16 protein-coding genes and 1 tRNA gene are annotated in these 22,981 nt (G+C 72.2%); 16 read left to right on the forward strand and 1 reads right to left on the reverse strand.

Annotated elements, in window-relative coordinates; genetic code table 11:
- The 5 genes from RNL97_RS18130 to RNL97_RS18150 all read left to right on the forward strand — a co-directional run bounded on the left by RNL97_RS18130 (window position 1) and on the right by RNL97_RS18150 (window position 3,390).
- Window positions 1–921, forward strand: a complete 921-nt coding sequence (locus tag RNL97_RS18130) for a type II secretion system F family protein (RefSeq protein WP_313750947.1) — start codon at window positions 1–3, stop codon at window positions 919–921.
- On the forward strand, window positions 918–1,760 hold the full coding sequence (locus RNL97_RS18135; RefSeq protein WP_313750948.1) for a type II secretion system F family protein: 843 nt from the start codon (window positions 918–920) through the stop codon (window positions 1,758–1,760). Before RNL97_RS18130 ends, RNL97_RS18135 begins: the two co-directional genes overlap by 4 nt.
- Window positions 1,761–2,013: 253 nt before the next feature.
- On the forward strand, window positions 2,014–2,151 hold the full coding sequence (locus RNL97_RS33125; RefSeq protein WP_023607855.1) for a DUF4244 domain-containing protein: 138 nt from the start codon (window positions 2,014–2,016) through the stop codon (window positions 2,149–2,151).
- Window positions 2,152–2,326: 175 nt separating this feature from the next.
- Entirely contained in the window at window positions 2,327–2,659 is a 333-nt protein-coding gene (locus RNL97_RS18145; protein ID WP_030590998.1) for a TadE family type IV pilus minor pilin, read from the forward strand.
- 197 nt (window positions 2,660–2,856) lie between these two features.
- Window positions 2,857–3,390, forward strand: coding sequence for an Rv3654c family TadE-like protein (locus tag RNL97_RS18150; RefSeq protein ID WP_078652160.1), 534 nt, complete (start codon window positions 2,857–2,859; stop codon window positions 3,388–3,390).
- A 46-nt stretch (window positions 3,391–3,436) separates the two neighbouring features.
- On the opposite strand, the gene RNL97_RS18155 is transcribed toward RNL97_RS18150, so the two are convergent.
- A complete protein-coding gene (locus RNL97_RS18155) occupies window positions 3,437–5,917 on the reverse strand; it encodes a DEAD/DEAH box helicase (protein WP_313750950.1) in 2,481 nt (826 codons plus the stop codon).
- 79 nt (window positions 5,918–5,996) lie between these two features.
- Between RNL97_RS18155 and RNL97_RS18160 the strand changes: the two genes are divergently transcribed.
- The 11 genes from RNL97_RS18160 (at window position 5,997) to RNL97_RS18210 (ending at window position 22,950) form a co-directional block, all read left to right on the forward strand.
- Window positions 5,997–6,350, forward strand: a complete 354-nt coding sequence (locus RNL97_RS18160; protein ID WP_003967428.1) for an STAS domain-containing protein — start codon at window positions 5,997–5,999, stop codon at window positions 6,348–6,350.
- A 199-nt stretch (window positions 6,351–6,549) separates the two neighbouring features.
- Window positions 6,550–7,011: an ATP-binding protein gene (locus RNL97_RS18165; RefSeq protein ID WP_030591004.1), complete on the forward strand. Its 462-nt coding sequence runs from the start codon at window positions 6,550–6,552 to the stop codon at window positions 7,009–7,011.
- Between the two features lie 519 nt (window positions 7,012–7,530).
- A complete protein-coding gene (locus RNL97_RS18170) occupies window positions 7,531–9,960 on the forward strand; it encodes a sodium-translocating pyrophosphatase (RefSeq protein WP_243314634.1) in 2,430 nt (809 codons plus the stop codon).
- A gap of 400 nt (window positions 9,961–10,360) precedes the next feature.
- The gene (locus RNL97_RS18175) at window positions 10,361–11,002 is read left to right on the forward strand and encodes a dynein light chain family protein (RefSeq protein ID WP_030591011.1); all 642 of its coding nucleotides are present in this window, start codon (window positions 10,361–10,363) and stop codon (window positions 11,000–11,002) included.
- An 84-nt stretch (window positions 11,003–11,086) separates the two neighbouring features.
- Window positions 11,087–12,622 (forward strand): DUF7059 domain-containing protein, encoded by a 1,536-nt coding sequence (locus tag RNL97_RS18180; protein ID WP_313750951.1) that lies wholly within the window; start codon window positions 11,087–11,089, stop codon window positions 12,620–12,622.
- Between the two features lie 389 nt (window positions 12,623–13,011).
- A complete protein-coding gene (locus tag RNL97_RS18185; RefSeq protein WP_030591017.1) occupies window positions 13,012–13,209 on the forward strand; it encodes a hypothetical protein in 198 nt (65 codons plus the stop codon).
- Between the two features lie 281 nt (window positions 13,210–13,490).
- Entirely contained in the window at window positions 13,491–16,379 is a 2,889-nt protein-coding gene (topA, locus tag RNL97_RS18190; RefSeq protein WP_313750952.1) for a type I DNA topoisomerase, read from the forward strand.
- A 183-nt stretch (window positions 16,380–16,562) separates the two neighbouring features.
- Window positions 16,563–19,793 carry a dTMP kinase gene (gene tmk / locus RNL97_RS18195; protein ID WP_313750953.1) on the forward strand — a complete coding sequence of 1,077 codons (3,231 nt, stop codon included), beginning with the start codon at window positions 16,563–16,565 and terminating at the stop codon, window positions 19,791–19,793.
- Between the two features lie 157 nt (window positions 19,794–19,950).
- Window positions 19,951–21,156, forward strand: a complete 1,206-nt coding sequence (locus RNL97_RS18200; protein WP_030591026.1) for a DNA polymerase III subunit delta' — start codon at window positions 19,951–19,953, stop codon at window positions 21,154–21,156.
- A gap of 92 nt (window positions 21,157–21,248) precedes the next feature.
- On the forward strand, window positions 21,249–22,778 hold the full coding sequence (locus RNL97_RS18205) for an alpha/beta hydrolase (protein ID WP_030591029.1): 1,530 nt from the start codon (window positions 21,249–21,251) through the stop codon (window positions 22,776–22,778).
- 98 nt (window positions 22,779–22,876) lie between these two features.
- A tRNA-Thr gene (locus RNL97_RS18210) sits at window positions 22,877–22,950 on the forward strand.
- The last annotated feature ends 31 nt before the right edge of the window (window positions 22,951–22,981 follow it).

The raw sequence follows: 22,981 nt of genomic DNA on the forward strand, positions 1-22,981 counted from the left end.
ATGGCGGCGGCGACATCGGCGTACGGGGCTCACGCTGTGGCTCTCTGCGCGGGCTCGGCGGTGTGGCTCGCGATGATGCGGGACCCGGGCGTGCGGCGGGCGCGGGCACTGTTCGTGGACGCTCCGCCCGAGACGCGATGGCCGTGGGGCTGGTGGTTACGTCTGCTCAGGGCCTGGGGGCACGTGACGGAGACGGCCCGACAACGCGGGGAGTGGTGGTGCGTTCCGGGCGCGGTGGTGCTCGCGGTGCTGGGTAGTTCGGTGCTGCCGCTGGCCGCGGGAGCCGTGGCGATCCCGTTGGTACGCCGATGGCTGCGGAGGCGGGCCGGGGCGCGGGAGGCGGAGAAGGGCGCGACCGCGGTCGCGGCGTTGTGCGGAGCTGTGGTCGGGGAGCTGCGGGCGGGGCGCGAGCCGGGGCAGGCGTTGCTGATCGCGCTGCGAGAGGGCCTCGCGGAGGACGGGCCCGCCACGACGACCGCTTCCGGCAGCAGGCTGGGGGAGGCGGAGGCCGCGGTGCTGGCGGCGGCACGGTTCGGCGGCGATGTGCCGGCTGCGTTGCGGCAGGCGGCTGAGGGCCCGGGGATGGGCGGCCTGTCCGGGATGGCCGCGTGCTGGCGGGTGGCCGTGGACGGCGGGGCGGGCCTGGCGACCGGGCTGGAGCGTCTGGAGGCCGCGCTGCGGGAGGACCGGCGCAGAGGTGCGGAGTTGCGTGCCCAGCTGGCGGGAGCGTGGTCGACGGTTGTGGTCCTGGCGTTGCTTCCCGTCGCGGGTCTGGGGTTGGGCGCGGCCCTCGGCGCCGAGCCCTTGCGCGTACTGCTGCACACCCCGGGCGGCCTGGCCTGTCTGGCGGTGGGCTCGTTCCTGGAGGCGGCCGGGCTGTATTGGGCCCGCCGAATCGTGCGCGGAGGGGAGGCTGCGTGAACGCGGTGGGCGGAGAAGTTCTCCACAGCCTGGGGGTGTCGGCGGCGGCGCTGGGGACGGCGGCGCAGGTGGCAGCCGTGATCGCTGCCGGATATCGGAAGCGAGCGGTTCGCGGGCGGGGGGCGAAGTTGTTGGGGACGGATGCGGCACCGGGGCCCGGCAGGCGGGGCCGACTGGTCGCGCGGCTCGGGTCGAGCGAGGGCTCGAGTCCTTCCGGGGCAGCTCGGCGGTGGGCGGCTCCGGGCGGTGCCTGGCTGACCGGATGGATTCTGGTGGGCGGTGTGCTCGGCTGCGCGGTCGGTGTGGCCGCGGCGTACGGGACGTGGCGGTGCCAGCGGACCAGGCCCCGTGGCCGTCCCGGTCACAACCCCGCGGAGCGCGCCATGATCGCCGGGCAGCTCCCCCTGGCCGCAGACCTGCTGGCCGCCTGTGTCGCGGTCGGGGCCGGCCCCCGGGAGGCGGCCGAGGAGGTGGGCCGATCCATCGGCGGCCCGGTCGGAGACCGGCTCGCCCGGACCGCCGTCGAGATCCGGCTCGGCGGCGAACCGGCCGAGGCGTGGGGCCGGTTCGGGGAGATACCGGGCGCCGGCCCGCTGGCCCGCTGCCTGCACCGGGCAGGTGCGACGGGGGCCCCGGCGGCGGAGCCCATTGCCAGGCTGGCCGCGTCGATACGTGCCGAGCGGGCCGCCGCGGCGGTGGCTCGGGCGCAACGGGCCGGGGTGCTCATCACCGCGCCGGTGGGCCTCTGTTTCCTCCCCGCCTTCCTGGCGGTCGGGGTGGCGCCGGTGATCATCGGCCTGGCCGGCGACCTGCTCGCGACCGGCGGTCCGGGCCGGTGAGGCCGCGCAGGGTTCGCGGTCGGCGGCTGCCTACCCGTTGTTCTGGCGGCCATTCAATTTCGTTGTCACTCAAGGGTGTTCCGGTCGGGCACCCGTTCGTCATCGATGCTCATCGGGGGATGAAATGGAATCGAAGTTCTGGGACCGGGCCGTCGGCGCTCTGCGCGGCGGACGGCTGTTCACGGGGTGGCCGGACCGGCGGGGGAAGTGGTCCGCGCGGTGGTCGGATCGGCTAGGCCGGTCCGATCGGGGGATGACCACATCCGAGTACGCGGTGGGAACGATCGCGGCGTGTGCCTTCGCGGCGGTGCTCTACAAAGTGGTGAACAGCGGGCCGGTTCTGTCGGCGCTGCAGTCACTGGTCGAGGACGCACTCGATGCGAAGTTCTGAGATTCGGTCGGGGCCAGTCCTGGGGGCCCGGTTCGGACAGGCGTGCAGGTGCCTCTCCCGGCGCCACTTCCGGTGTCCCGGCCGGAGGCTCTCGCGGGGTGCCACTCGCGGGCGGCACCGGGGCCGGGCCCCGAGCGGCGAGGGGGGCGGTGGCGGGGTCGGCGATCGGGGGGCGGTGACCGCTGAGGCGGCTGTGGTGATCCCGGTGCTGGTGGCGTTCTCCCTCGCCCTCCTCTGGGCGTTGATGGCCGCCGCGGACCAGATCCGGTGCGTGGACGCGGCGCGGGCGGGGGCTCGGGCCGCGGCCCGTTCGGAGCCGGAGGCGGCGGCACTGGGCGCCGCGCGTGACGCGGCACCCCAGGGTGCCCAGGTCGAGATGGAGCGGGCGGGCGACCTGTGGCGCGTCCGGGTGGAGGCGCCGACCCGGGGCCCCGGTGTGCTGGCCCTGACGTTGACCGCCGAGGCGGCTGCCCTGGCGGAGGACACGGTGGGGGGTGCCGCGCCATGAGGGCGAGGTGGCTTGGGGGCCCGGGGCCGAGTGGCCTAGGCCTGGGCATGGGGTGGGGCACGTTCCGGGGGTGGGACAGTGGCCGGGGCCGGGGCCGGGGCCGGGGCCGGGGCCGGGGCCGGGGCCGGGGCCGGGGCCGAGGCATGGGCATTGGCAGGGGCATGGGCCGGGGTAGGGGCGCGATCCGGGGCCGCGGCATGGGCCGGGGCTCGGGTGGTGGTGCGGACCGGGGCGTGGCGACCGTGTGGGTGGCTGTCACCGCAGCCGGTCTGTGCACCGTGTTCGCCGTGGTGCTCGTGCTGGGGCAGGTGGTGGCTGCTCGTCACCGGGCGGGCGGGGTCGCGGATCTGGCGGCCCTCGCCGCTGCGGACCGGGCGTTGGAGGGAGCTGAGGCCGCGTGTGAGGCGGCCCGGAGAGTGGCTCTGGCGCAGGACGCCCTGGTCGTTCGCTGCGCGGTGCAGGGAGAGGTCGCCGATGTGACCGCCCGCGCGGGATTCGGGCCCTACCAACCCACCGTCAGGGCCAGGGCCGGGCCTCCGGCGGCTCCTTCGGCCGGAACTCCGACCGATCCTCCGCTCCGGCCTCCGGCAGGTTCCTCCGGCGGGGGCCCGGCCGACCCTTTGGGCATGCCTCCGGCAGGTCCCCTGGCCGGGGCTCCGACCGATCCCCCGGTCCGGTCGCCGGCACATTCCTCGGCCGGGGCTCCGGGTGAGCCGCGTGCCGGGTCCTGACGTCTCCTCGGTGGGGCGGCTGTCCGTCGGGTTCCTCCTCGTCGGGTCAGTCCTTCGGGGTGGCCGGTTCGTCCGGTTCCAGGGGGGCGGCCCTGAGGAGTTCGGTGAGGAGGCGTACGGCTCCGCGTTTGTGCAGCGGTTCGTTGCCGTTGCCGCACTTGGGGGACTGGATGCAGGAGGGGCAGCCCGCCTCGCACTCGCAGGACGCGATGGCCTCCCGGGTCGCCGTCAGCCAGGCACGGGCGGTGTGGAAGGCCCGCTCGGCGAATCCGGCTCCTCCGGGATGGCCGTCGTACACGAAGACCGTCGGCAGGAGGGTGTCCGGGTGCAGGGGCACGGAGACGCCGCCGATGTCCCAGCGGTCGCAGGTGGCGAAGAGGGGGAGGAGGCCGATCGAGGCGTGTTCGGCGGCGTGGAGCGCGCCGCCGAGGATCTCCGGGTTGATGCGGGCGGCGTCGAGTTGGTCCTCGGTGACCGTCCACCAGACGGCTCGGGTGCGCAGGGTGCGGGGCGGCAGGTCGAGCTTGGTCTCGCCCAGGACCTCCCCGGTGATCAGTTTGCGGCGGAGGAAGGAGACGACCTGATTGGTGACCTCGACGGAGCCGTAGCAGAGCCGGCCCTGGCCCCAGGGGATCTCGGTGTCGGTCTCCAGGACGGCGATGGCCGTGGTGTCGCGGGCGACCGTCGAATACGGGGGTTCGGCCTGCTCGACGAGGGCCACGGAGTCCTCCAGGTCCAGTTTCCGGACCAGGTGGGTGCGGCCCTGGTGGAGGTGTACGGCCCCCTCGTGGACGGCGGTGTGGGCCGCGGCCGCGTCGACGGTGCCCAGCAGGCGGCCGGTGCCCTCCTCGACGATCTGGACGGGGCGGCCGCCCCCGCCCCGGATGTCGGCGAGGTCGGCGGCCCGTTCGCGGCGGGTCCAGTGCCAGCCCGATGTCCGTCTGCGCAGCAGTTTCGCCGCTTCCAGTTGTGGCAGCAGTTCGGGTACGGCGGGGCCGAAGAGCGCGATGTCGGCTTCGGTGAGGGGCAGTTCGGCGGCTGCGGCACAGAGGTGGGGGGCCAGGACGTAGGGGTTGTCCGGATCCAGCACCGTCGACTCCACGGGCTGCCGGAACAGCGCCTCCGGGTGGTGCACCAGGTAGGTGTCCAGCGGGTCGTCGCGGGCCACGAGGACGGCCAGGGCGCCCTGGCCCGAGCGGCCGGCGCGGCCAGCCTGCTGCCAGAGGGAGGCCCGCGTGCCCGGGTAGCCGCAGATGACCACCGAGTCGAGGCCGGAGACGTCGATGCCGAGCTCCAGAGCGGTGGTGGCCGCCAGGCCGAGCAGCTCGCCGGAGTGCAACGCCCGCTCCAGGGCCCGGCGCTCCTCGGGGAGGTAGCCCCCGCGGTAGGCGGCGACCCGCTTCGCCAGCGAGCGGTCGACCTCCGCGAGGCGCTCCTTGGCGATCACCGAGATCAGTTCCGCGCCACGCCGGGAGCGTACGAAGGCGACCGAGCGGACGCCCTGGAGGGTCAGGTCGGTGAGCAGGTCGGCGGTCTCGGCCGTCGCGGTACGGCGTACGGGGGCGCCCTTCTCGCCGTGCAGGTCGGTCAGCGGGGGCTCCCACAGGGCGAAGACCAGCTCGCCGCGCGGGGAGGCGTCGTCGGACACCTCGACGACCCGCAGGCCCGTCAGACGCCCGGCTGCGACCGCCGGGGCGGCCGCTGTGGCCGAGGCGAGCAGGAAGACCGGGTCGGCCCCGTAACGGGCACACAGGCGGCGCAGACGGCGCAGCACCTGGGCGACATGGGAGCCGAAGACGCCCCGGTAGGTGTGGCACTCGTCGATCACGACGAACCGCAGGGCGCGCAGGAACGAGGACCAGCGGGGATGGGAGGGCAGGATGCCGCGGTGCAGCATGTCGGGGTTGGTCAGGACGTAGTTGGCGTACTGCCGTACCCATTCGCGTTCCTCGACCGGGGTGTCGCCGTCGTAGACCGCGGGCCTGACGGCGTTGCCGAGCGGGGCCGCGAGCGCTTTCACCGAGCGCCGCTGGTCGGCTGCCAGGGCCTTGGTGGGGGCGAGGTACAGGGCGGTGGCCCCGCGGCCGTTCGGGGCCTCCGAGCCGTCCAGGAGGGTGCTGAGGACCGGCGCGAGGTACGCGAGGGACTTCCCGGAGGCCGTGCCGGTGGCGATCACGACCGATTCGCCGTCCAGAGCGTGCTCGGCCGCCGCCGCCTGATGCGCCCACGGATGGTCGATCCCGGCTTCCTCGATCGCCGAGATCACTTCTGTCCGCACGCGATCCGGCCAGATGGCATGGGTTCCCGATCTCGGGGGCAAGTGCTCCGTATGAGTGATGCGCGCGGCCCGGCCCGCCCCTGTGGCGAGCCGGTCGAGGATCATGGCGGGAGAGGGGCGCGAGCCCCTGCTCTCGGCTGGTCGTCGGGGACGGTGATTCTTGGCCATCGGCACCGAGTGTGTCACTGGCGTGACGGACAATGGTCCCAAGGCGTCGTGCATGGCTGCTGGTAAGTGATTGAATGCCATCGCGGCTGGCGATCCGTCCCCTGGCCTCCGTCGGGGAGACCGAGGGGCGACCGCTCGATAGCAAGGTGCTGGAGGATCCGTGGACCTGTCCCTGTCGACTCGCAATGTGTCCGGCCCTGGTGGCGACCGTACGGTCGTCGAGGTCGGTGGCGAGATTGATGTGTATACCGCGCCCAAGCTGCGCGAGCAGTTGGTCGAGTTGGTGAATGACGGCAGCTACCACCTGGTTGTCGACATGGAAGGCGTCGACTTCCTCGACTCCACCGGCCTCGGCGTGCTCGTGGGCGGCTTGAAGCGTGTCCGGGCCCATGAGGGCTCGCTGCGCCTGGTCTGCAACCAGGAGCGCATTCTCAAGATCTTCCGGATCACGGGTCTGACCAAGGTGTTCCCGATTCACACCACGGTCGACGAGGCTGTCGCCGCCACCGACTGAGGTCGGAGCGGACCGGCCTCCGGGCCGGTCGGCAGGCAGTGAACAGGCCGGCAGCGGCAGCGCATGGGCCGCGACGGGCAGGCGGTCGACCTTCGGGTCGGCTGTCGGCTTTGTCGGCTTCCGGAGGAGAAGAGCAGGGGTGCCGGGCGACACGCCCGGGGCCCCTGAGGCGTACGCCCAAACGTGGGAGGGGGATCGCATGGCCACCGTTGAACTCCGCTTCAGCGCCCAGCCTGAACATGTCAGGACGGCCCGCCTGGTGGCGGCCGCCGTGGCGCGCCGGGCCGGCGTGGACGAGGCGGTGCTCGACGAGGTCAGGCTCGCTGTCGGCGAGGCGTGCAGCCGCGCGGTGGGGCTGCACCGCAGTCACGGCATCACCGCGCCGGTCAGCGTCGCGCTGACCGAGGAGGAGAAGGCGTTCTCCATCGAGGTCGGGGACAGCGTTCCCGATCCCGGCGCCGATCCGGCCGAGTCCGGGGCGCGTGACGCCTCCGGAGCGGGCCGGACGCGGTCCGGCTCCGAGGCCGACGGTGAGGGCGAGGACGAGATGGGTCTCGCGGTCATCAGCGGACTCGTCGACGACGTGGAGGTCCGTTCCGGTGCGGGTGGCGGAGTGATCCGCATGAGCTGGCCGACGGCCGACGCCGCGGTACGGCCCTGAGGTCGCCGCGGTACGGCCCTGAGGCTGCGGTACGGCCCTGAGGTCGCGGTTCGGCTGTGCGGCCGCAACCCCGGCCCTGGAGTCGCCGTACGGCCATGAGGCCCGCGCCCGTGCCTGCGGCCTCACCTGTGTACTCGCACCCGTACCTGTGTCTGTGACCGTTCCGGCGCCTGCGTTCATGCCGTGCACGTGCTCCTTCCTGCACTCCTGTGCTCGCGCAGGAGGCGACCGCGGCGGGCGGCGGCTGGGGCCCTGGGTCCCCAGGCGTTCGGGTGACGTGATGTTTCGTTTTTCCAGGCCCTGCTGAGCAGGGCCTTTTTTTGTCGAGAGGTCGTCGAGGGGTCGTCGAGGCATTCCGGGTAATGCGTCTGCCTCGTTACTGCATTCGAGCAGAATCACTCCGCTGATCTTTCGGCGTTGGAGGGAGAGCGATCAATTCTCTTCCCGCCCACTGTTTTGATCAGGTTCCGCTCCCTACAATCCGTCCACGACTTGAGCGCTGAGCGTCAAGGAGGACGTATGGCGGAGTTCTTCACCACCCCAATGGCAGTACTGACGCAAGAATCCGCACTTTCCGACCGGCCCGCTTCCCTCGCGGCGGCGGCACTCACCGACGGCAACCGGCTGATCGTCATCGTCGTGGCGGTCGTCGCCGTCGCCGCGCTGATCGTCGCCCAGCTGCTCGTACGCCAGGTCCTGGCGGCCGGCGAGGGCACCGAACGGATGAAAGAGATCGCCGCGGCGGTCCAGGAGGGTGCGAACGCCTATCTGGCCCGGCAACTGCGCACCGTCGGTGTCTTCTCTGTCGTCGTGTTCTTCCTGCTGTTCCTGTTGCCGGCCGACGACTGGTCGCAGCGCGCGGGGCGTTCCCTCTTCTTCCTGGTGGGTGCGCTTTTCTCGGCGGCGACCGGATACATCGGCATGCGGCTCGCCGTTCGGAGCAATGTGCGGGTGGCCGCAGCCGCGCGGGAGGCGACTCCGGCGGAAGGCGAACCGGAAAAGGATCTCACCGCCGTCTCGCACAAAGCGATGAAGATCGCTTTCCGTACCGGTGGTGTGGTCGGAATGATCACGGTGGGACTCGGTCTGCTCGGGGCTTCCTGCGTGGTGCTCGTCTATGCCGCCGACGCGCCCAAGGTACTGGAGGGGTTCGGCCTCGGCGCGGCGCTCATCGCCATGTTCATGAGGGTCGGTGGCGGGATCTTCACCAAGGCCGCGGACGTGGGCGCCGACCTGGTGGGCAAGGTGGAGCAAGGCATCCCGGAGGACGATCCGCGCAACGCCGCCACCATCGCCGACAACGTGGGGGACAACGTCGGTGACTGCGCGGGCATGGCCGCCGACCTCTTCGAGTCGTACGCCGTGACGCTCGTCGCCGCGCTCATCCTCGGGACGGCCGCGTTCGGCGACTCCGGTCTCGCCTTCCCCCTGATGGTCCCGGCGATCGGTGTCGTCACCGCGATGATCGGGATCTTCGCGGTCGCCCCGCGCCGCGCCGACCGCAGCGGGATGACGGCGATCAACCGCGGCTTCTTCATCTCCGCGGTGATCTCGCTCGGCCTCGTGGCCGTGGCCGCCTTCACCTATCTGCCGTCCTCGTACGCCGAGCTGGACGGGGTCACCGACGAGGCGATCACCGCGCACGGCGGCGACCCGCGGATCTTCGCCCTGGTCGCGGTGGCCATCGGGATCGTCCTGGCCGCGCTCATCCAGCAGCTCACCGGCTACTTCACCGAGACCAACCGCCGCCCCGTCCGGGACATCGGGAAGTCCTCGCTCACCGGCCCGGCCACCGTGGTGCTCGCGGGCATCTCCATCGGCCTCGAGTCGGCCGTCTACACCGCGCTGCTGATCGGCCTCGGCGTCTACGGGGCGTTCCTGCTGGGCGGTACGTCGATCATGCTGGCGCTCTTCGCGGTCGCGCTCGCCGGGACGGGGCTCCTCACCACCGTCGGCGTCATCGTCGCCATGGACACCTTCGGTCCGGTGTCCGACAACGCCCAGGGCATCGCCGAGATGTCCGGGGACGTCACGGGGGCCGGCGCCCAGGTGCTCACCGACCTGGACGCGGTCGGCAACACGACCAAGGCCATCACCAAGGGCATCGCCATCGCCACCGCCGTCCTGGCGGCGGCCGCGCTCTTCGGGTCCTACCGCGACGCCATCGCCACGGCGGTCGACGACGTCGGGGCCGGAGCGGGCGAGCTCGGGCTGAGCCTGGACATCTCACAGCCCAACAACCTCGTCGGCCTGATCCTGGGCGCGGCAGTCGTCTTCCTGTTCTCGGGGCTCGCCATCAACGCCGTGTCCCGGTCCGCCGGATCCGTGGTCTACGAGGTCAGGCGGCAGTTCCGCGAGCATCCCGGGATCATGGACTACTCGGAGAAGCCGGAGTACGGACGCGTCGTCGACATCTGCACCCGCGACGCCCTGCGAGAGCTGGCCACGCCCGGGCTCCTCGCGGTGCTCGCACCGATCGCGGTCGGCTTCACCCTGGGCGTCGGCGCGCTCGGCTCGTACCTCGCCGGCGCGATCGGCACCGGAACGCTGATGGCGGTGTTCCTCGCCAACTCCGGCGGTGCCTGGGACAACGCCAAGAAGCTCGTCGAGGACGGCCACCACGGCGGCAAGGGCAGCGAGGCCCATGCCGCGACCGTCATCGGCGACACGGTCGGCGACCCGTTCAAGGACACGGCGGGCCCGGCGATCAATCCGCTCCTCAAGGTGATGAACCTGGTCGCCCTGCTCATCGCCCCGGCGATCGTGCAGTTCAGCTATGGCGTGGACGCGAACCCCTGGGTGCGGGCGCTGGTGGCCGTCGTCGCCATTGGGATCATCGTCGCCGCGGTGTACGTCTCCAAGCGGCGGGGCATCGCCGTGGGCGACGACGACGCCTCGGGGGACGCCGGTCCCTCGGTTCCCGCGCCGGATCCGGCAGCGGCTCCGTGACCCGTAGGCAGGGGACCGGGGAGGGCTGAGGGGCCGGTGGCGGCCTTGTCGTGAGATGACGTGTGATCAAGAGGCGGGTGGATGGCCCGGGCTGACGGGCCGTTCGCCCGCCTCTTCCTCTGTATCGCCCTGGGTCTGTGTCGCCCTGCGTCCCTCCGGGGCGGCTCCCGTCCGTCCCTGTTCGGCGTGCGCGGACCGGTCGCACCGGACGCCGCCGATGCGAAATCCGCCATTCGGATGAGTTACCGCTCATGCGTACGGTTCTCTCCGCGAGTGGCATCTCCCTCATTTCCCTTGGTGCAAATGGCTTCAAAAGGGTGCATAAAGGATGAGCGGCACCCGGCTGTCGTCCCCTCGCCGTGTAAGTTCCGGGCCGAGAGCCTTGGAAGGGACCGATCCGGTGAACAAGAAGCTTGCAGCCGCACTGTCCGGCGGCGCGGTACTCGTACTGACGCTGTCGGGCTGCAGCGACGACAGCGACAACAAGGTCAACGACTGGGCCAAGAAGGTCTGCGACCAGGTTCAGCCGCAACTCCAGAAGATCAACAACGCCAACGCCTCGATCCTCGAGAAGACCGGCGACAACAACAAGCCCGCCGACGTCCAGAAGGCCGACTCGGTCGCCTTCCAGGAGATGTCCGAGGCGTACAAGGCGCTGGGCAAGGCTGTCGACTCGGCCGGCCCGCCGCCCGTCGACGGCGGCGACGCCACCCAGAAGGCGGCGGTGAAGGAGCTCAACGCATCCTCCAAGGCATACGCCGACCTCAAGACCCAGGTCGACGCACTCGACACCAAGGAGCAGAGCAAGTTCGCCGACGGGCTGAAGACCATCGCCGACGAGCTGAACAAGATCAGCACCGGTGGTGACCAGGCGCTGAAGAAGCTCCAGTCCGGCGAGGTCGGTGTCGCGATGTCGAAGCAGGAGGGCTGCCAGAAGCAGACTGCCTCGACCGGTCCCTCCGGTTCCGGGGCGTCCTCGGAGAGCTCGGCCCCCGACAAGAAGGAGTCGGAGGACAAGGGCTCCCCGGAGAAGAAGTCCTGAGCGCTGTCCTCCTTGTGACGGCCCGGACCCCCGGTGGGTGTCCGGGCCGCTGCCGTTGTCGGTGCGACCGGACACAATGGGAGGGTGAGTAAGAGCAGCCTTCCCGCACCCGACCACGCCGCCGCCCTCCGTGAGGCCCTGCTCGCCGCGGACTTCACCGCGGACGGGCTCCTCGAACGCCTCGGCGCGCCCGCCTACGCCGCCCTCGCGCGCAGCGAGACCGTCCCCGCCCTGCGGGCGACCCGGGGCGACACCCCGCTCGACACGCTGGTGCGGCTGTTCCTTCTGCAGCGCCCCGTCGCCGAGGAGCGGGCCCGTGAGGCCATGCCGCTGGAGGAGTGCGTCGCGGACGGCTGGGTGACCCGCGAGGGCGGTGCGGACGGGGAGGTCCGCGCATGCGTCGACGTACGGCCGTACGGGGGGCCGGACGGCGAGGACTGGTTCATCGTGTCCGACCTCGGATGCGCGGTCGGCGGCGCGGGCGGGATCGGCTCGCGCGGGGAGGGCGTCGTCCTCGGCGTCGGCGGGGCCTCCACCACCCTCGCCGGGATCACCGTGCGTACGCCGGTCGCCTCGGCGCTGGACCTCGGTACGGGCTCCGGTATCCAGGCGCTGCACGCAGCCCAGCACGCGACCCGGGTCACCGCCACCGACCTCAACCCCCGTGCCCTGGACTTCACCCGGCTCACCCTCGCCCTGTCCGGCGCCGCCCCCGCCGATCTGCGTGAGGGGTCCCTCTTCGAGCCGGTGGGCTCCGACACGTTCGACCTGATCATCTCCAACCCGCCGTTCGTCATCTCGCCCGGCGCCCGCCTCACCTACCGGGACGGCGGCATGGGCGGCGACGACCTGTGCCGCACGCTGGTGCAGCAGGCGGGCGACCATCTGAACGAAGGGGGCTACGCCCAGTTCCTCGCCAACTGGCAGCATGTGGAGGGCGAGGAGTGGCAGGACCGGCTGCGTTCCTGGGTGCCGTACGGCTGCGACGCCTGGATCGTCCAGCGCGAGGTCCAGGACGTCACGCAGTACGCCGAGCTGTGGCTGCGGGACAGCGGCGACCACCGCAGCGACCCCGCCGAGTACGACCAGCTGTACGAGGCGTGGCTCGACGAGTTCCAGACCCGGGGCACCACGTCCGTCGGCTTCGGCTGGATCACCCTGCGCAAGTCATCCGCCGCGGCGGCCGGGAACCCCTCGATCGTCGTCGAGGAGTGGCCGCACGCGGTGCAGCAGCCGCTCGGACAGGCCGTCCAAGAGCACTTCGCCCGCCAGGACTACCTCCGCGACCAGGACGACGCGGCGCTGCTCGCCGGGCATTTCTCCCTCGCCGCCGAGGTCGTGCAGGAGCAGGTCGGGCTGCCGGGCGCGGAGGACCCCGAGCACGTGGTGCTGCGTCAGCACCGGGGCATGATGCGGGCGACCAAGGTCGATGCGGTGGCCGCCGGGTTCGCCGGCGTGTGCGACGGGTCGCTGCCCGCCGGGCGGATCCTGGACGCGATCGCGCAGCTGATGGCGGAGGACCCGGTGCTCCTGCGCGACCGGACACCGCAGGCGATCCGGCTGCTGGTCGAGGAGGGCTTCCTGGAGCCGGCGTCCGGCGTCGTGGCGCGGGGGGAGTAGGCCGACCGCGCCGGAGGCGCGGGCGCATGGCCGCCCGCCCGGCCGCCGCCCCGGTGCGGGCCGGCGCCTTCCGGTACGGGCCGGTGGTGGTCGTTGTCCGGGGCGCGCTGTCCATATCAACCAGCGCGTTCGTGTCCCCATCCTCCCGCGGCGCGCCCGGCCCGCACATTCCGCTCATGGGTGCCCGGGGCCCTGCCCGTACCGCCGATGGAGTTCCGCCCGTCGGCGGGGGAGCGCTGTTCACCCGGGGTTCGCGTGGGCGATGCCCCCGGGTGACAACCTCCCCGTGCCGGGCCGCCGAGGTCCGGCTCCGACGGGCCGGCCCGGCCCGCCCCGGGCGGCTCCCGTACGAGTCCCCCGACGGGTCATACGACGTCTAGGGGTACGACATGGAGAGCGCCACCGCAGTCTTCGCCGGTACGGCCCTGGCACTGTTCGGCGCCGCCCTCCTGATCTGGACAGGGGCGCGAGCCCTGCACCGCGCGCCGGTGGCGCACGGTGTGAGCCCTGTCGCCTCCACCGCACTCACGACGCTCTTCGGCGTAGTTTTCCTCGGCCTCGGTGTGTGGGCCTTCACGCAGGTCTGACCCCCGCCCCCGGCCGGGCGGTGCCCGGGCCGACCGGTCTTCCGGCGGACACCGCGACCGTCTCCGAAAAGCCGCAGGCCGAGGCCCCGCGCGGCGCGGACCCGGCGGTCCGGGCGGCAGGAATGGCGGAAGTCGGGTTACCGTTCGAGTGGCCGTTGCGGGCTTTTGCCGTTTGACACGGGGGCGGGTTGTACCGTCACACTCCGCAGCGACAGCACCGCGGGCGGCGTCATGACGCCGCCCGGATGCCCACCGAGTGTCGACCGGAGAGAAGAGCGAAGTTGTCCCCGACCAGCGAGACCGCACAGGGCGGCCGCCGACTCGTCATCGTCGAGTCGCCTGCCAAGGCGAAGACGATCAAGGGCTATCTCGGCCCCGGATACGTCGTCGAGGCGAGCGTCGGGCACATCCGCGACCTCCCGAACGGCGCGGCCGAGGTCCCGGACGAGTACACCGGCGAGGTGCGCCGCCTCGGCGTGGACGTCGAGCACGACTTCCAGCCCATCTACGTCGTCAACGCGGACAAGAAGGCCCAGGTCAGAAAGCTCAAGCAGCTGCTGGCCGAGTCCGACGAACTCTTCCTCGCCACCGATGAGGACCGCGAGGGCGAAGCCATCGCGTGGCACCTCCAGGAAGTCCTGCGGCCCAAGGTCCCGGTCCACCGGATGGTCTTCCACGAGATCACCAAGGACGCGATCCGGGCCGCCGTCGCCAACCCGCGCGAGCTCAACCAGCGCATGGTCGACGCCCAGGAGACCCGCCGTATCCTCGACCGCCTCTACGGCTACGAGGTCTCGCCGGTCCTGTGGAAGAAGGTCATGCCGAAGCTCTCGGCGGGCCGCGTCCAGTCCGTCGCCACCCGCCTCGTCGTCGAGCGGGAGCGCGAGCGCATCGCCTTCCGCTCCGCCGAGTACTGGGACCTGACCGGAAAGTTCGCCACCGGACGCACCGGTGACGCCTCCGACCCCTCGAACCTCACCGCCCGCCTCAGCGCGGTCGACGGCCGCCGGATCGCCCAGGGCCGCGACTTCGGCCCCGACGGGCAGCTCAAGGCCGGCTCCGCCCAGACCCTGCACCTGGACGAGACGAACGCCCGGGCGCTCGCCGCCGCGCTCGCCGACTCCTCCTTCACGGTCCGGTCCGTCGAGTCGAAGCCGTACCGCCGCTCCCCGTACGCCCCCTTCCGGACCACGACCCTCCAGCAGGAGGCGAGCCGCAAGCTGGGCTTCGGTGCGAAGGCGACCATGCAGGTGGCGCAGAAGCTGTACGAGAACGGCTTCATCACCTATATGCGTACCGACTCCACGACCCTCTCGGACACGGCGGTCGCCGCGGCCCGGGCCCAGGTCACGCAGTTGTACGGGGCGAACTACCTCCCCGAGAAGCCGCGCACGTACGCGGGCAAGGTCAAGAACGCGCAGGAGGCGCACGAGGCGATCCGCCCCTCCGGCGACCGCTTCCGCACCCCCGCCGAGACCGGGCTCACCGGCGACCAGTTCCGGCTCTACGAGCTGATCTGGAAGCGGACCGTCGCCTCCCAGATGAAGGACGCGACCGGTAACTCGGTCACCGTCAAGATCGGCGGCCGGGCGAGCGACGGCCGGGACGCCGAGTTCTCCGCGTCCGGCAAGACGATCACCTTCCACGGCTTCATGAAGGCGTACGTCGAGGGCGCCGACGACCCGAACGCCGAGCTGGACGACCGCGAGCGGCGGCTGCCGCAGGTCGCCGAGGGCGACGCGCTGACCGCCGACGAGATCACGGTCGACGGGCACGCCACCAAGCCCCCGGCCCGCTACACCGAGGCCTCGCTGGTCAAGGAGCTGGAAGAGCGCGAGATCGGCCGCCCCTCCACGTACGCCTCGATCATCGGGACCATCCTGGATCGCGGTTACGTCTTCAAGAAGGGCACCGCGCTCGTTCCGTCCTTCCTGTCCTTCGCCGTGGTCAACCTGCTGGAGAAGCACTTCGGCCGGCTCGTCGACTACGACTTCACCGCCCGGATGGAGGACGACCTCGACCGCATCGCGCGGGGCGAGGCCAAGTCCGTACCGTGGCTGAAGCGCTTCTACTTCGGCGCGCAGCCCGGTGACGACGCCTCCGGCGCGGGTGCGGCCTCCGACGCGGGCAACGGCGACGGCGACCACCTCGGCGGTCTGAAGGAACTGGTCACCGACCTCGGCGCGATCGACGCCCGGGAGATCTCCTCCTTCCCCGTCGGCAACGACATCAAGCTCCGCGTCGGCCGCTACGGCCCGTACATCGAGCGGGGCGAGAAGGACGCCGAGGGCCACCAGCGCGCCGACGTGCCCGATGACCTGGCCCCCGACGAGCTGACCGTCGAGCTGGCCGAGGAGCTGCTGGCCAAGCCCAGCGGCGACTTCGAGCTGGGCGCCGACCCGGTGACCGGCAACCAGATCATCGCCAAGGACGGGCGCTACGGCCCGTACGTCACCGAGGTGCTGCCCGAGGGGACGCCGAAGACCGGCAAGAACGCCGTGAAGCCGCGGACCGCCTCCCTCTTCAAGACCATGTCCCTGGACACGGTCACCCTCGCCGACGCCCTCAAGCTGATGTCGCTGCCGCGCGTCGTCGGCGAGGACGCCGAGGGCGTCGAGATCACCGCGCAGAACGGCCGGTACGGCCCGTATCTGAAGAAGGGCACCGACTCCCGGTCGCTGACCTCCGAGGACCAGCTCTTCGACATCACCCTCGAAGAGGCCCTCGCGATCTACGCCCAGCCCAAGCAGCGCGGGCGGGCCGCGGCCAAGCCCCCGCTGAAGGAGCTGGGCACCGACCCGGTCAGCGAGCGGCCCGTGGTGGTCAAGGACGGCCGCTTCGGCGCGTACGTCACCGACGGCGAGACCAACGCGACGCTGCGGACCGGGGACAGCGTCGAGGAGATCACGCCCGAGCGCGGCTACGAACTGCTCGCCGAGAAGCGCGCCAAGGGCCCGGCCAAGAAGAAGACGGCCAAGAAGGCCCCCGCGAAGAAGGCCCCCGCGAAGAAGGCGACGGCCAAGAAGACGGCCGCGAAGAAGACGACGGCCACCAAGGCCACGGCCGCCAAGAAGACCGCGGCGAAGAAGACGACGACGGCCAAGAAGGCGGCGGCCACGAAGACCGCCGCCAAGAAGACGGCTTCGTCCTCCGCCCAGTCGGACGACTGACGCCTCTTCGTACGGGCCGGTCCGTCGTACGTCTTCCCACCGCCGCCCGGCGCTTCGATCTCCGTGATCCCGGCGCCGGGCGGCGGTGCGTCATGGGCCGGTATCGGCCTGGCCGGAAGTTGTCCACGTCCATATGTTCGGACGGGCCGACAGTCACCGCACCGCTGCCGATAGGCTGGGCGGATGACGCGAGCCGAGCAGCCAACGGTCGTGAGCCCCACCTCCGACACACTTGCCGCAGACTCACGCGAGCGCGCCGTACGGGCCCTGTTGCGTATTCCTCCGCTGAAGCGGTTGTGGAGCGCCCAGCTCGTCGGCGGTATCGGCGATGCACTCGCCCTTCTCGTGCTGGTGCTGCTGTCGCTGCAAGCGGCGGTCCTTGAGGGCTCATTCGGCACCGGATACCGCGGGGCGGCCTTCGCCGTCGCCGCCGTCTTCGGTGCCCGGATCCTTTCCACCCTGTTCTTCGGAGCCGTACTCCTGGGACCGCTGACGTCCCTCACGGGGCCCGGCGGAAGGCTGGACCGGCGATGGCTGATGATCGGGGTGGACGGGCTGCGCCTGGCGCTGCTGGTCGTCGCCCCGCTGTGGATCGACTGGACGCCCGACAAGGCGCTCATGATGATCCTCATCACCGTCTTCGTGACCGGTGCCGGTGAGCGCCTGTGGGCCGTGGCCAAGGACAGCGCCGCCCCGGCACTGCTGCCCGGCCCGCCCCTCGAAGGCGCGGCCGTACGCCCCCTGCCCGACCACCTCGACGCCCTGCGCCGTCTGTCGCTGCGGACGAACTTCCTCGCCGTGCCCGCCGCCGCGGTGGTCCTGCTGGCCGCCACACTGGTCGGCAACCTCCTCGGCTCGGGCCTGGAGTGGTTCTCCTTCCACCAGGCGGCCCTGGGGTCCTACGTCGCGGCGGGGCTCTTCTCCGCCTCCATCTCCACCCTGTACTTCCTGGAGTTCCCCACCGACCGGACGCCCCGGCCGCGCTCCCCGCTGGAGGGCCTGCGCCGCCCCGCCACCGGCACCGGCCCCGACAAGGGCCGCACCGGTGCCGTCCCGCTGCTGGTCGCGGTCTGCGCTGCCGTCGCCGGCGCCGTCGCCGCCGCGGCGGCCGTATCCGTCCTGCACGCCTACGACCTCGGCGGCGGGCCGGCCACCTTCGCGCTGCTGATCCTCGGACTGACCGGCGGCACCGCCCTCGGTATCCGCACCGCACGCCACGTACTGCCGACCCTGTCGCGCCGCCGTCTGCTGGCGCTGGCCACCGCCGTGACCGGCCTCGCGCTCCTCGCGCTCGGCCTGGTGCCGGACACCGCGACCGGGATCGCCATCTCCCTGCTCGCCGGTTACGCCGCCGGGGTCGCCGCGAACACCGGGCACACCCTGATCGACCAGGAGACCGAGGCGTTCCGGCAGGCCCGGACCACCGACCACCTCCAGGCCGTCGTCCGGGTGCTCGTCGCGCTCGGCGCGGTCGCCGGCCCGTTGCTGGCCGCCGCGATCGGGCGGCACCGCCTGGTCGCCGGCGACTTCGTCTTCGCCCACGCCGGGGCCGCCTTCACCCTGATGCTGCTCGGCGCCCTGTTGCTGCCCGTCGCCGCCTTCGTCCTCGCCAAGACGGACGACCGGGCGGGCGTGCCGCTGCGCCGGGACCTGCGCGAGGCGCTGCGCGGCGGCGAACCGGCCGTCGCGCCCGCGGCCACCGGCTTCTTCCTCGTCCTGGAGGGCGGCGACGGAGCGGGCAAGTCCACCCAGGTCGAGGCGCTCGCCGACTGGATCCGGTCCAAGGGCCACGAGGTCGTCGTCACCCGCGAGCCCGGGGCCACCCCCATCGGCAAGCGGCTGCGCTCGATCCTCCTCGACGTGTCCTCCGCCGGTCTCTCCAACCGCGCCGAGGCCCTGCTGTACGCCGCCGACCGCGCCGAGCACGTCGACTCCGTCGTCCGCCCGGCGCTGGAGCGCGGCGCGATCGTCATCTCCGACCGCTACATCGACTCGTCCGTGGCCTACCAGGGCGCGGGCCGGGACCTGGCTCCGACCGAGATCGCCCGGATCTCGCGGTGGGCGACGAGCGGCCTCGTACCGCATCTGACGGTGCTGCTGGACGTCGACCCGGCGACCGCGCGGGAGCGGTTCACGGAGGCGCCGGACCGGCTGGAGTCGGAGCCGGCGGAGTTCCACGAGCGGGTACGGTCCGGGTTTCTGACCCTGGCCGCGGCCGACCCGACCCGCTATCTGGTGGTGGACGCCGGCCAGGAGCCGGAGTCGATCACCACGGCCGTACGCCACCGGCTCGACCGGCTCCTTCCGCTCTCCGCGGCCGAGATCGAGGCCATCGAGGAGGCACGGCGCAAGGCCATCGAGGAGGCGCGGCGCAAGGCGGAGGAAGAGGCCGCCCGCAAGGCCGAGGAGGAGCGCCTGGAGAAGGAGCGCCAGGAGCAGCTCGCCCGGCTGCGCGCCGAGGAGGAGGAGCGCAAGCAGCGCGAACTGGAGGAGGCCCGCCGCCGCGAGGCCGAGCGCCAGGCGGAGGAGGCCCGGCAGCGCGCCGAGGAGGCCCGCCGCCGCGCCGAGGAGGACCGGCTCCGGCTGGAGGCCGAGGAGCGGGTCCGCGCGGCCGAGCAGGAGCGGCTGCGCCTGAGGGCCGAGGAGGAGGCCCGGCAGCGCCAGGAGGCCGAGGCGCAGCGGCTGGAGAAGCAGCGCAAGGCCGAAGAGGCCCTGCTGCGCGCGGAGGAGGCCCGCCGCCGGGCGGAGGCCGAGGCGGCCGTCCGTACGGAGGCGGCGCGGGCCGAGGCCGAGCGCGCGGAGGCGGAGCGGGCGTCCCGTTCCCGTACGGAGTCGTCCTCGCGCTCCGAGGGCGCGCCGGGGCCGACGGTGCCGGAGAACGAGATCACGGTCCCCACGCCGATCGTCAACCCGAACGAGATCACGCAGCCGGTTCCGACGGCGCGACCGGAGGACGACGGTCCTTCGGGTTCGGGTTCCTCCGGCTCGGGCTCGGGTTCCGGTGCGGCCGCCGGGGACGAGGAGACGGCGATGCTGCCGCGCTTCACGGACCAGCGGCCGACGGGGTCGGCACGACCCTCGGGTCCTCGGCAGGCCCGGGACGCCGACGAGACGGCCGTGCTGCCGCCGGTACGGGACGACCAGCCGTCCGACCGGGTGCCCCAGGGCTTCTTCCGGGACGAGAGCCCGGCGCCCTCGCCCGCGGAGAGCGAGAACGAGCGCACCCGGGAACTGCCGCAGGTCGAGGACCCGAACGCCCCGGCCCCGGACCGGCAGCAGCGGACCCGCAAGCGCCCCCGCTCGGACTGGGCGGAGGAGACCCCGCTGGACGATCTGCCGACCCTGGCGGACGAGCTGCTCGGCGGCCAGGACGACGAGGGCCGCGGCGGCAGGGGACGCCGCCCGCGCGGCTGAACCCAGGCGCCCGGCGCGGCGCCGGAGTGACGTACCGGCCCGTCCGTCCCTCCGGGGGCGGGCGGGCCGGACTGTCAGAGGCGTCCCCCACAATGGAGAGCGACGACGCACCGCGGTTCGCGGGCAGTGCACGACACCACCGGAAGGGCGGTGACCCATGACCGTCTGGGACGACCTGGTCGGACAGGACCGAGTGCAGGAACAGCTCGCCGCTGCCGCCAGGGACGCCGATGCGCTGGTCACCGCCGTGTCCGACGGCAAGCCGCTGGACCAGGGCTCGAAGATGACGCACGCCTGGCTGTTCACCGGACCGCCCGGTTCAGGCCGGTCCACGGCGGCGCGGGCGTTCGCCGCCGCGCTCCAGTGCACGAGCCCGGACCGGGCGCTGGGCGGAGCCCCCGGTTGCGGCTTCTGCGACGGCTGCCACACGAGCCTGATCGGTACGCACGCCGACGTCCAGGTCATCCGCACCGACCTGCTCTCCATCGGTGTGAAGGAGACCCGGGACCTGGTCAGGCGCGCCCAGCTCTCCCCGGCGGTCGGGCGGTGGCAGGTCATCGTCATGGAGGACGCCGACCGTCTCACCGAGGGCGCGGGAAACGTCCTGCTGAAGGCCGTCGAGGAGCCCGCGCCGCGCACGGTGTGGATGCTGTGCGCCCCCTCGCTCGAAGACGTCCTGCCGACGATCCGTTCCCGCTGCCGGCACCTCACCCTGAGCACCCCGCCGGTGGAGGCCGTGGCCGACGTCCTGATCCGCCGCGACGGCATCGACCCCGAGCGGGCGCACAACGCGGCGCGCGCCACTCAGGGGCACATCGGGCGGGCCCGCCGTCTCGCCACGGACGAGCGGGCGCGGGCGCGGCGGGCGGCGGTGCTGAAGGTCCCGCTGCGGGTCGCCGACGTGGGCGGTTGTCTCAAGGCGGCCCAGGAGCTGATCGACACGGCGACCGACGACGCCAAGCAGCTGGCGGAGGAGGTCGACGCGAAGGAGACCGAGGACCTCAAGGCGGCCCTCGGCGGGGTGGCCGGCGGCCGGATGCCGCGCGGTACGGCGGGGGCGATGAAGGAGCTGGAGGACAAGCAGAAGCGCCGCAAGACGCGTACACAGCGCGACAGCCTGGACCTGGCGCTGACCGAGCTGACCGGGTTCTACCGCGATGTGCTGGCGCTCCAGCTGGGTTCGAAGCTGGCCATCGCCAATGTCGACGTGCAGGACTCCCTCGACCGGATCGCGGAGTCCTCGACGCCCGCGCAGACCCTGCGCAGGATCGAGTCGGTGATCGCCTGCCGGGAGGCGATGGACCGGAACGTGGCGCCGCTGCTCGCGGTGGAGGCGATGACGATGGCGCTGCGGGCGGGCTGAGGTTCCTGGAGCCTTGTGCGGTCGCGGGGCCCCTGTTCACCCGAATGAGCAGGGAATCGTACGACTCGTCACCCGGCGGATACGCTCCCTGAATGGATACCAGGCGCCTGCTCCGCACCTTCGCCATCGGGATCGGCACTGCCGGCCTGCTCATCTCCGGCTGCAGCAGCAGCGGCTCGTCGCCGAACGCCTCGGCCACCGGCACCGCGGCCCCCGAGGGGCTGTCGTCGTACTACACGCAGAAGCTGAGCTGGCGCGACTGCGGCGTGGAGGGGTTCGAGTGCACGACGATGAAGGCGCCGAAGGACTACGACAAGCCGGACGACGGGGACATCGAGCTCGCCGTCTCCCGTAAGAAGGCCACCGGCCCCGGCAAGCGGATCGGTTCCCTCCTGGTGAACCCGGGCGGTCCCGGCGGCTCCGCGATCGGCTATCTCCAGGGGTACGCGGCACTCGGCTATCCCGCCCCGGTGCGGGCCCGCTACGACATGGTGGCCATCGATCCGCGCGGCGTCGCCCGCAGCGAGCCCGTCGAGTGCCTCACGGGCAAGGAGATGGACACCTTCACCCAGGTCGACCAGACACCGGACGACGACGCGGAGGTCCGGCAGCTCACCGCCGCCTTCGAGAAGTTCGCGGCGGGCTGTGAGAAGCGGTCCGGCGAGATCCTCCCGTACGTCTCCACCGTCGAGACGGCCCGTGACATGGATGTGCTGCGCGCCCTGCTCGGCGACGAGAAGCTGCACTACGTCGGAGCGTCGTACGGCACCTTCCTGGGCGCCACGTACGCGGACCTCTTCCCGCGGCGGGCCGGCCGGCTGGTCCTGGACGGCGCGATGGACCCGTCCCTGAAGGCCATCGACATGAACCGGGACCAGACGGCGGGCTTCGAGGGGGCTTTCCAGTCCTTCGCCGCCGACTGCGTGAAGCAGCCGGACTGCCCGCTCGGCACCACGAACACCGCGGATGCGGCAACCGCCCTCAAGCAGCTTTTCACGGACCTGGACGCGAACCCCGTCCCGACCGGCGACGACCGTGAGCTGACCGAGTCGCTGGCGACCACCGGGGTGATCGCCGCGATGTACGACGAGGCGGCCTGGCCGCAGCTCCGCGAGGCGCTGGAGGGCGCACAGCGCAGCGACGGTTCCGGCCTCCTCTCGCTGGCCGACAGCTACTACGAGCGCGAGCCGAACGGGAAGTACGCGAACCTGATGTTCGCCAACGCCGCCGTGAACTGCCTCGACCTGCCGCCCGCCTTCGAAGGCCCCGACGCGGTCGAGAAGGCGGTCCCGGACTTCGAGAAGGCCTCCCCGGTCTTCGGGCGCGGCTTCGCCTGGGCCTCCCTGAACTGCGCGTACTGGCCGACGAAGGCCACCGGCACCCCGCACCGCACCGAGGCGAAGGGAGCCGCCCCGATCGTCGTCGTCGGCACCACCCGCGACCCGGCCACCCCGTACAAGTGGTCCGAGGCCCTGGCGGACCAGCTCTCCTCCGGCACCCTGCTCACCTACGAGGGCGACGGCCACACCGCGTACGGCCGGGGCAGCGACTGCATCGACACGGCGATCAACACGTACCTCCTGGAGGGCACCCCGCCCACCGACGCCAAGAAGTGCACCTGACCAGCACAAACGCCTCCGGGGATGCCGTGTGCGGAGCACCCCCGGAAACTGTGTAGACTTGGCTCCGCTGCTGATCGCACCATAGTGCGACAGGGCGCGCCGCCTTAGCTCAGTTGGCCAGAGCAACGCACTCGTAATGCGTAGGTCTCGGGTTCGAATCCCGAAGGCGGCTCAGAAGAACCCCAGGTCACGTAACCCGTGAC

Origin of the sequence: Streptomyces parvus (genome assembly GCF_032121415.1) — a bacterium.
In the GTDB taxonomy this organism is placed as follows: domain Bacteria; phylum Actinomycetota; class Actinomycetes; order Streptomycetales; family Streptomycetaceae; genus Streptomyces; species Streptomyces globisporus_A.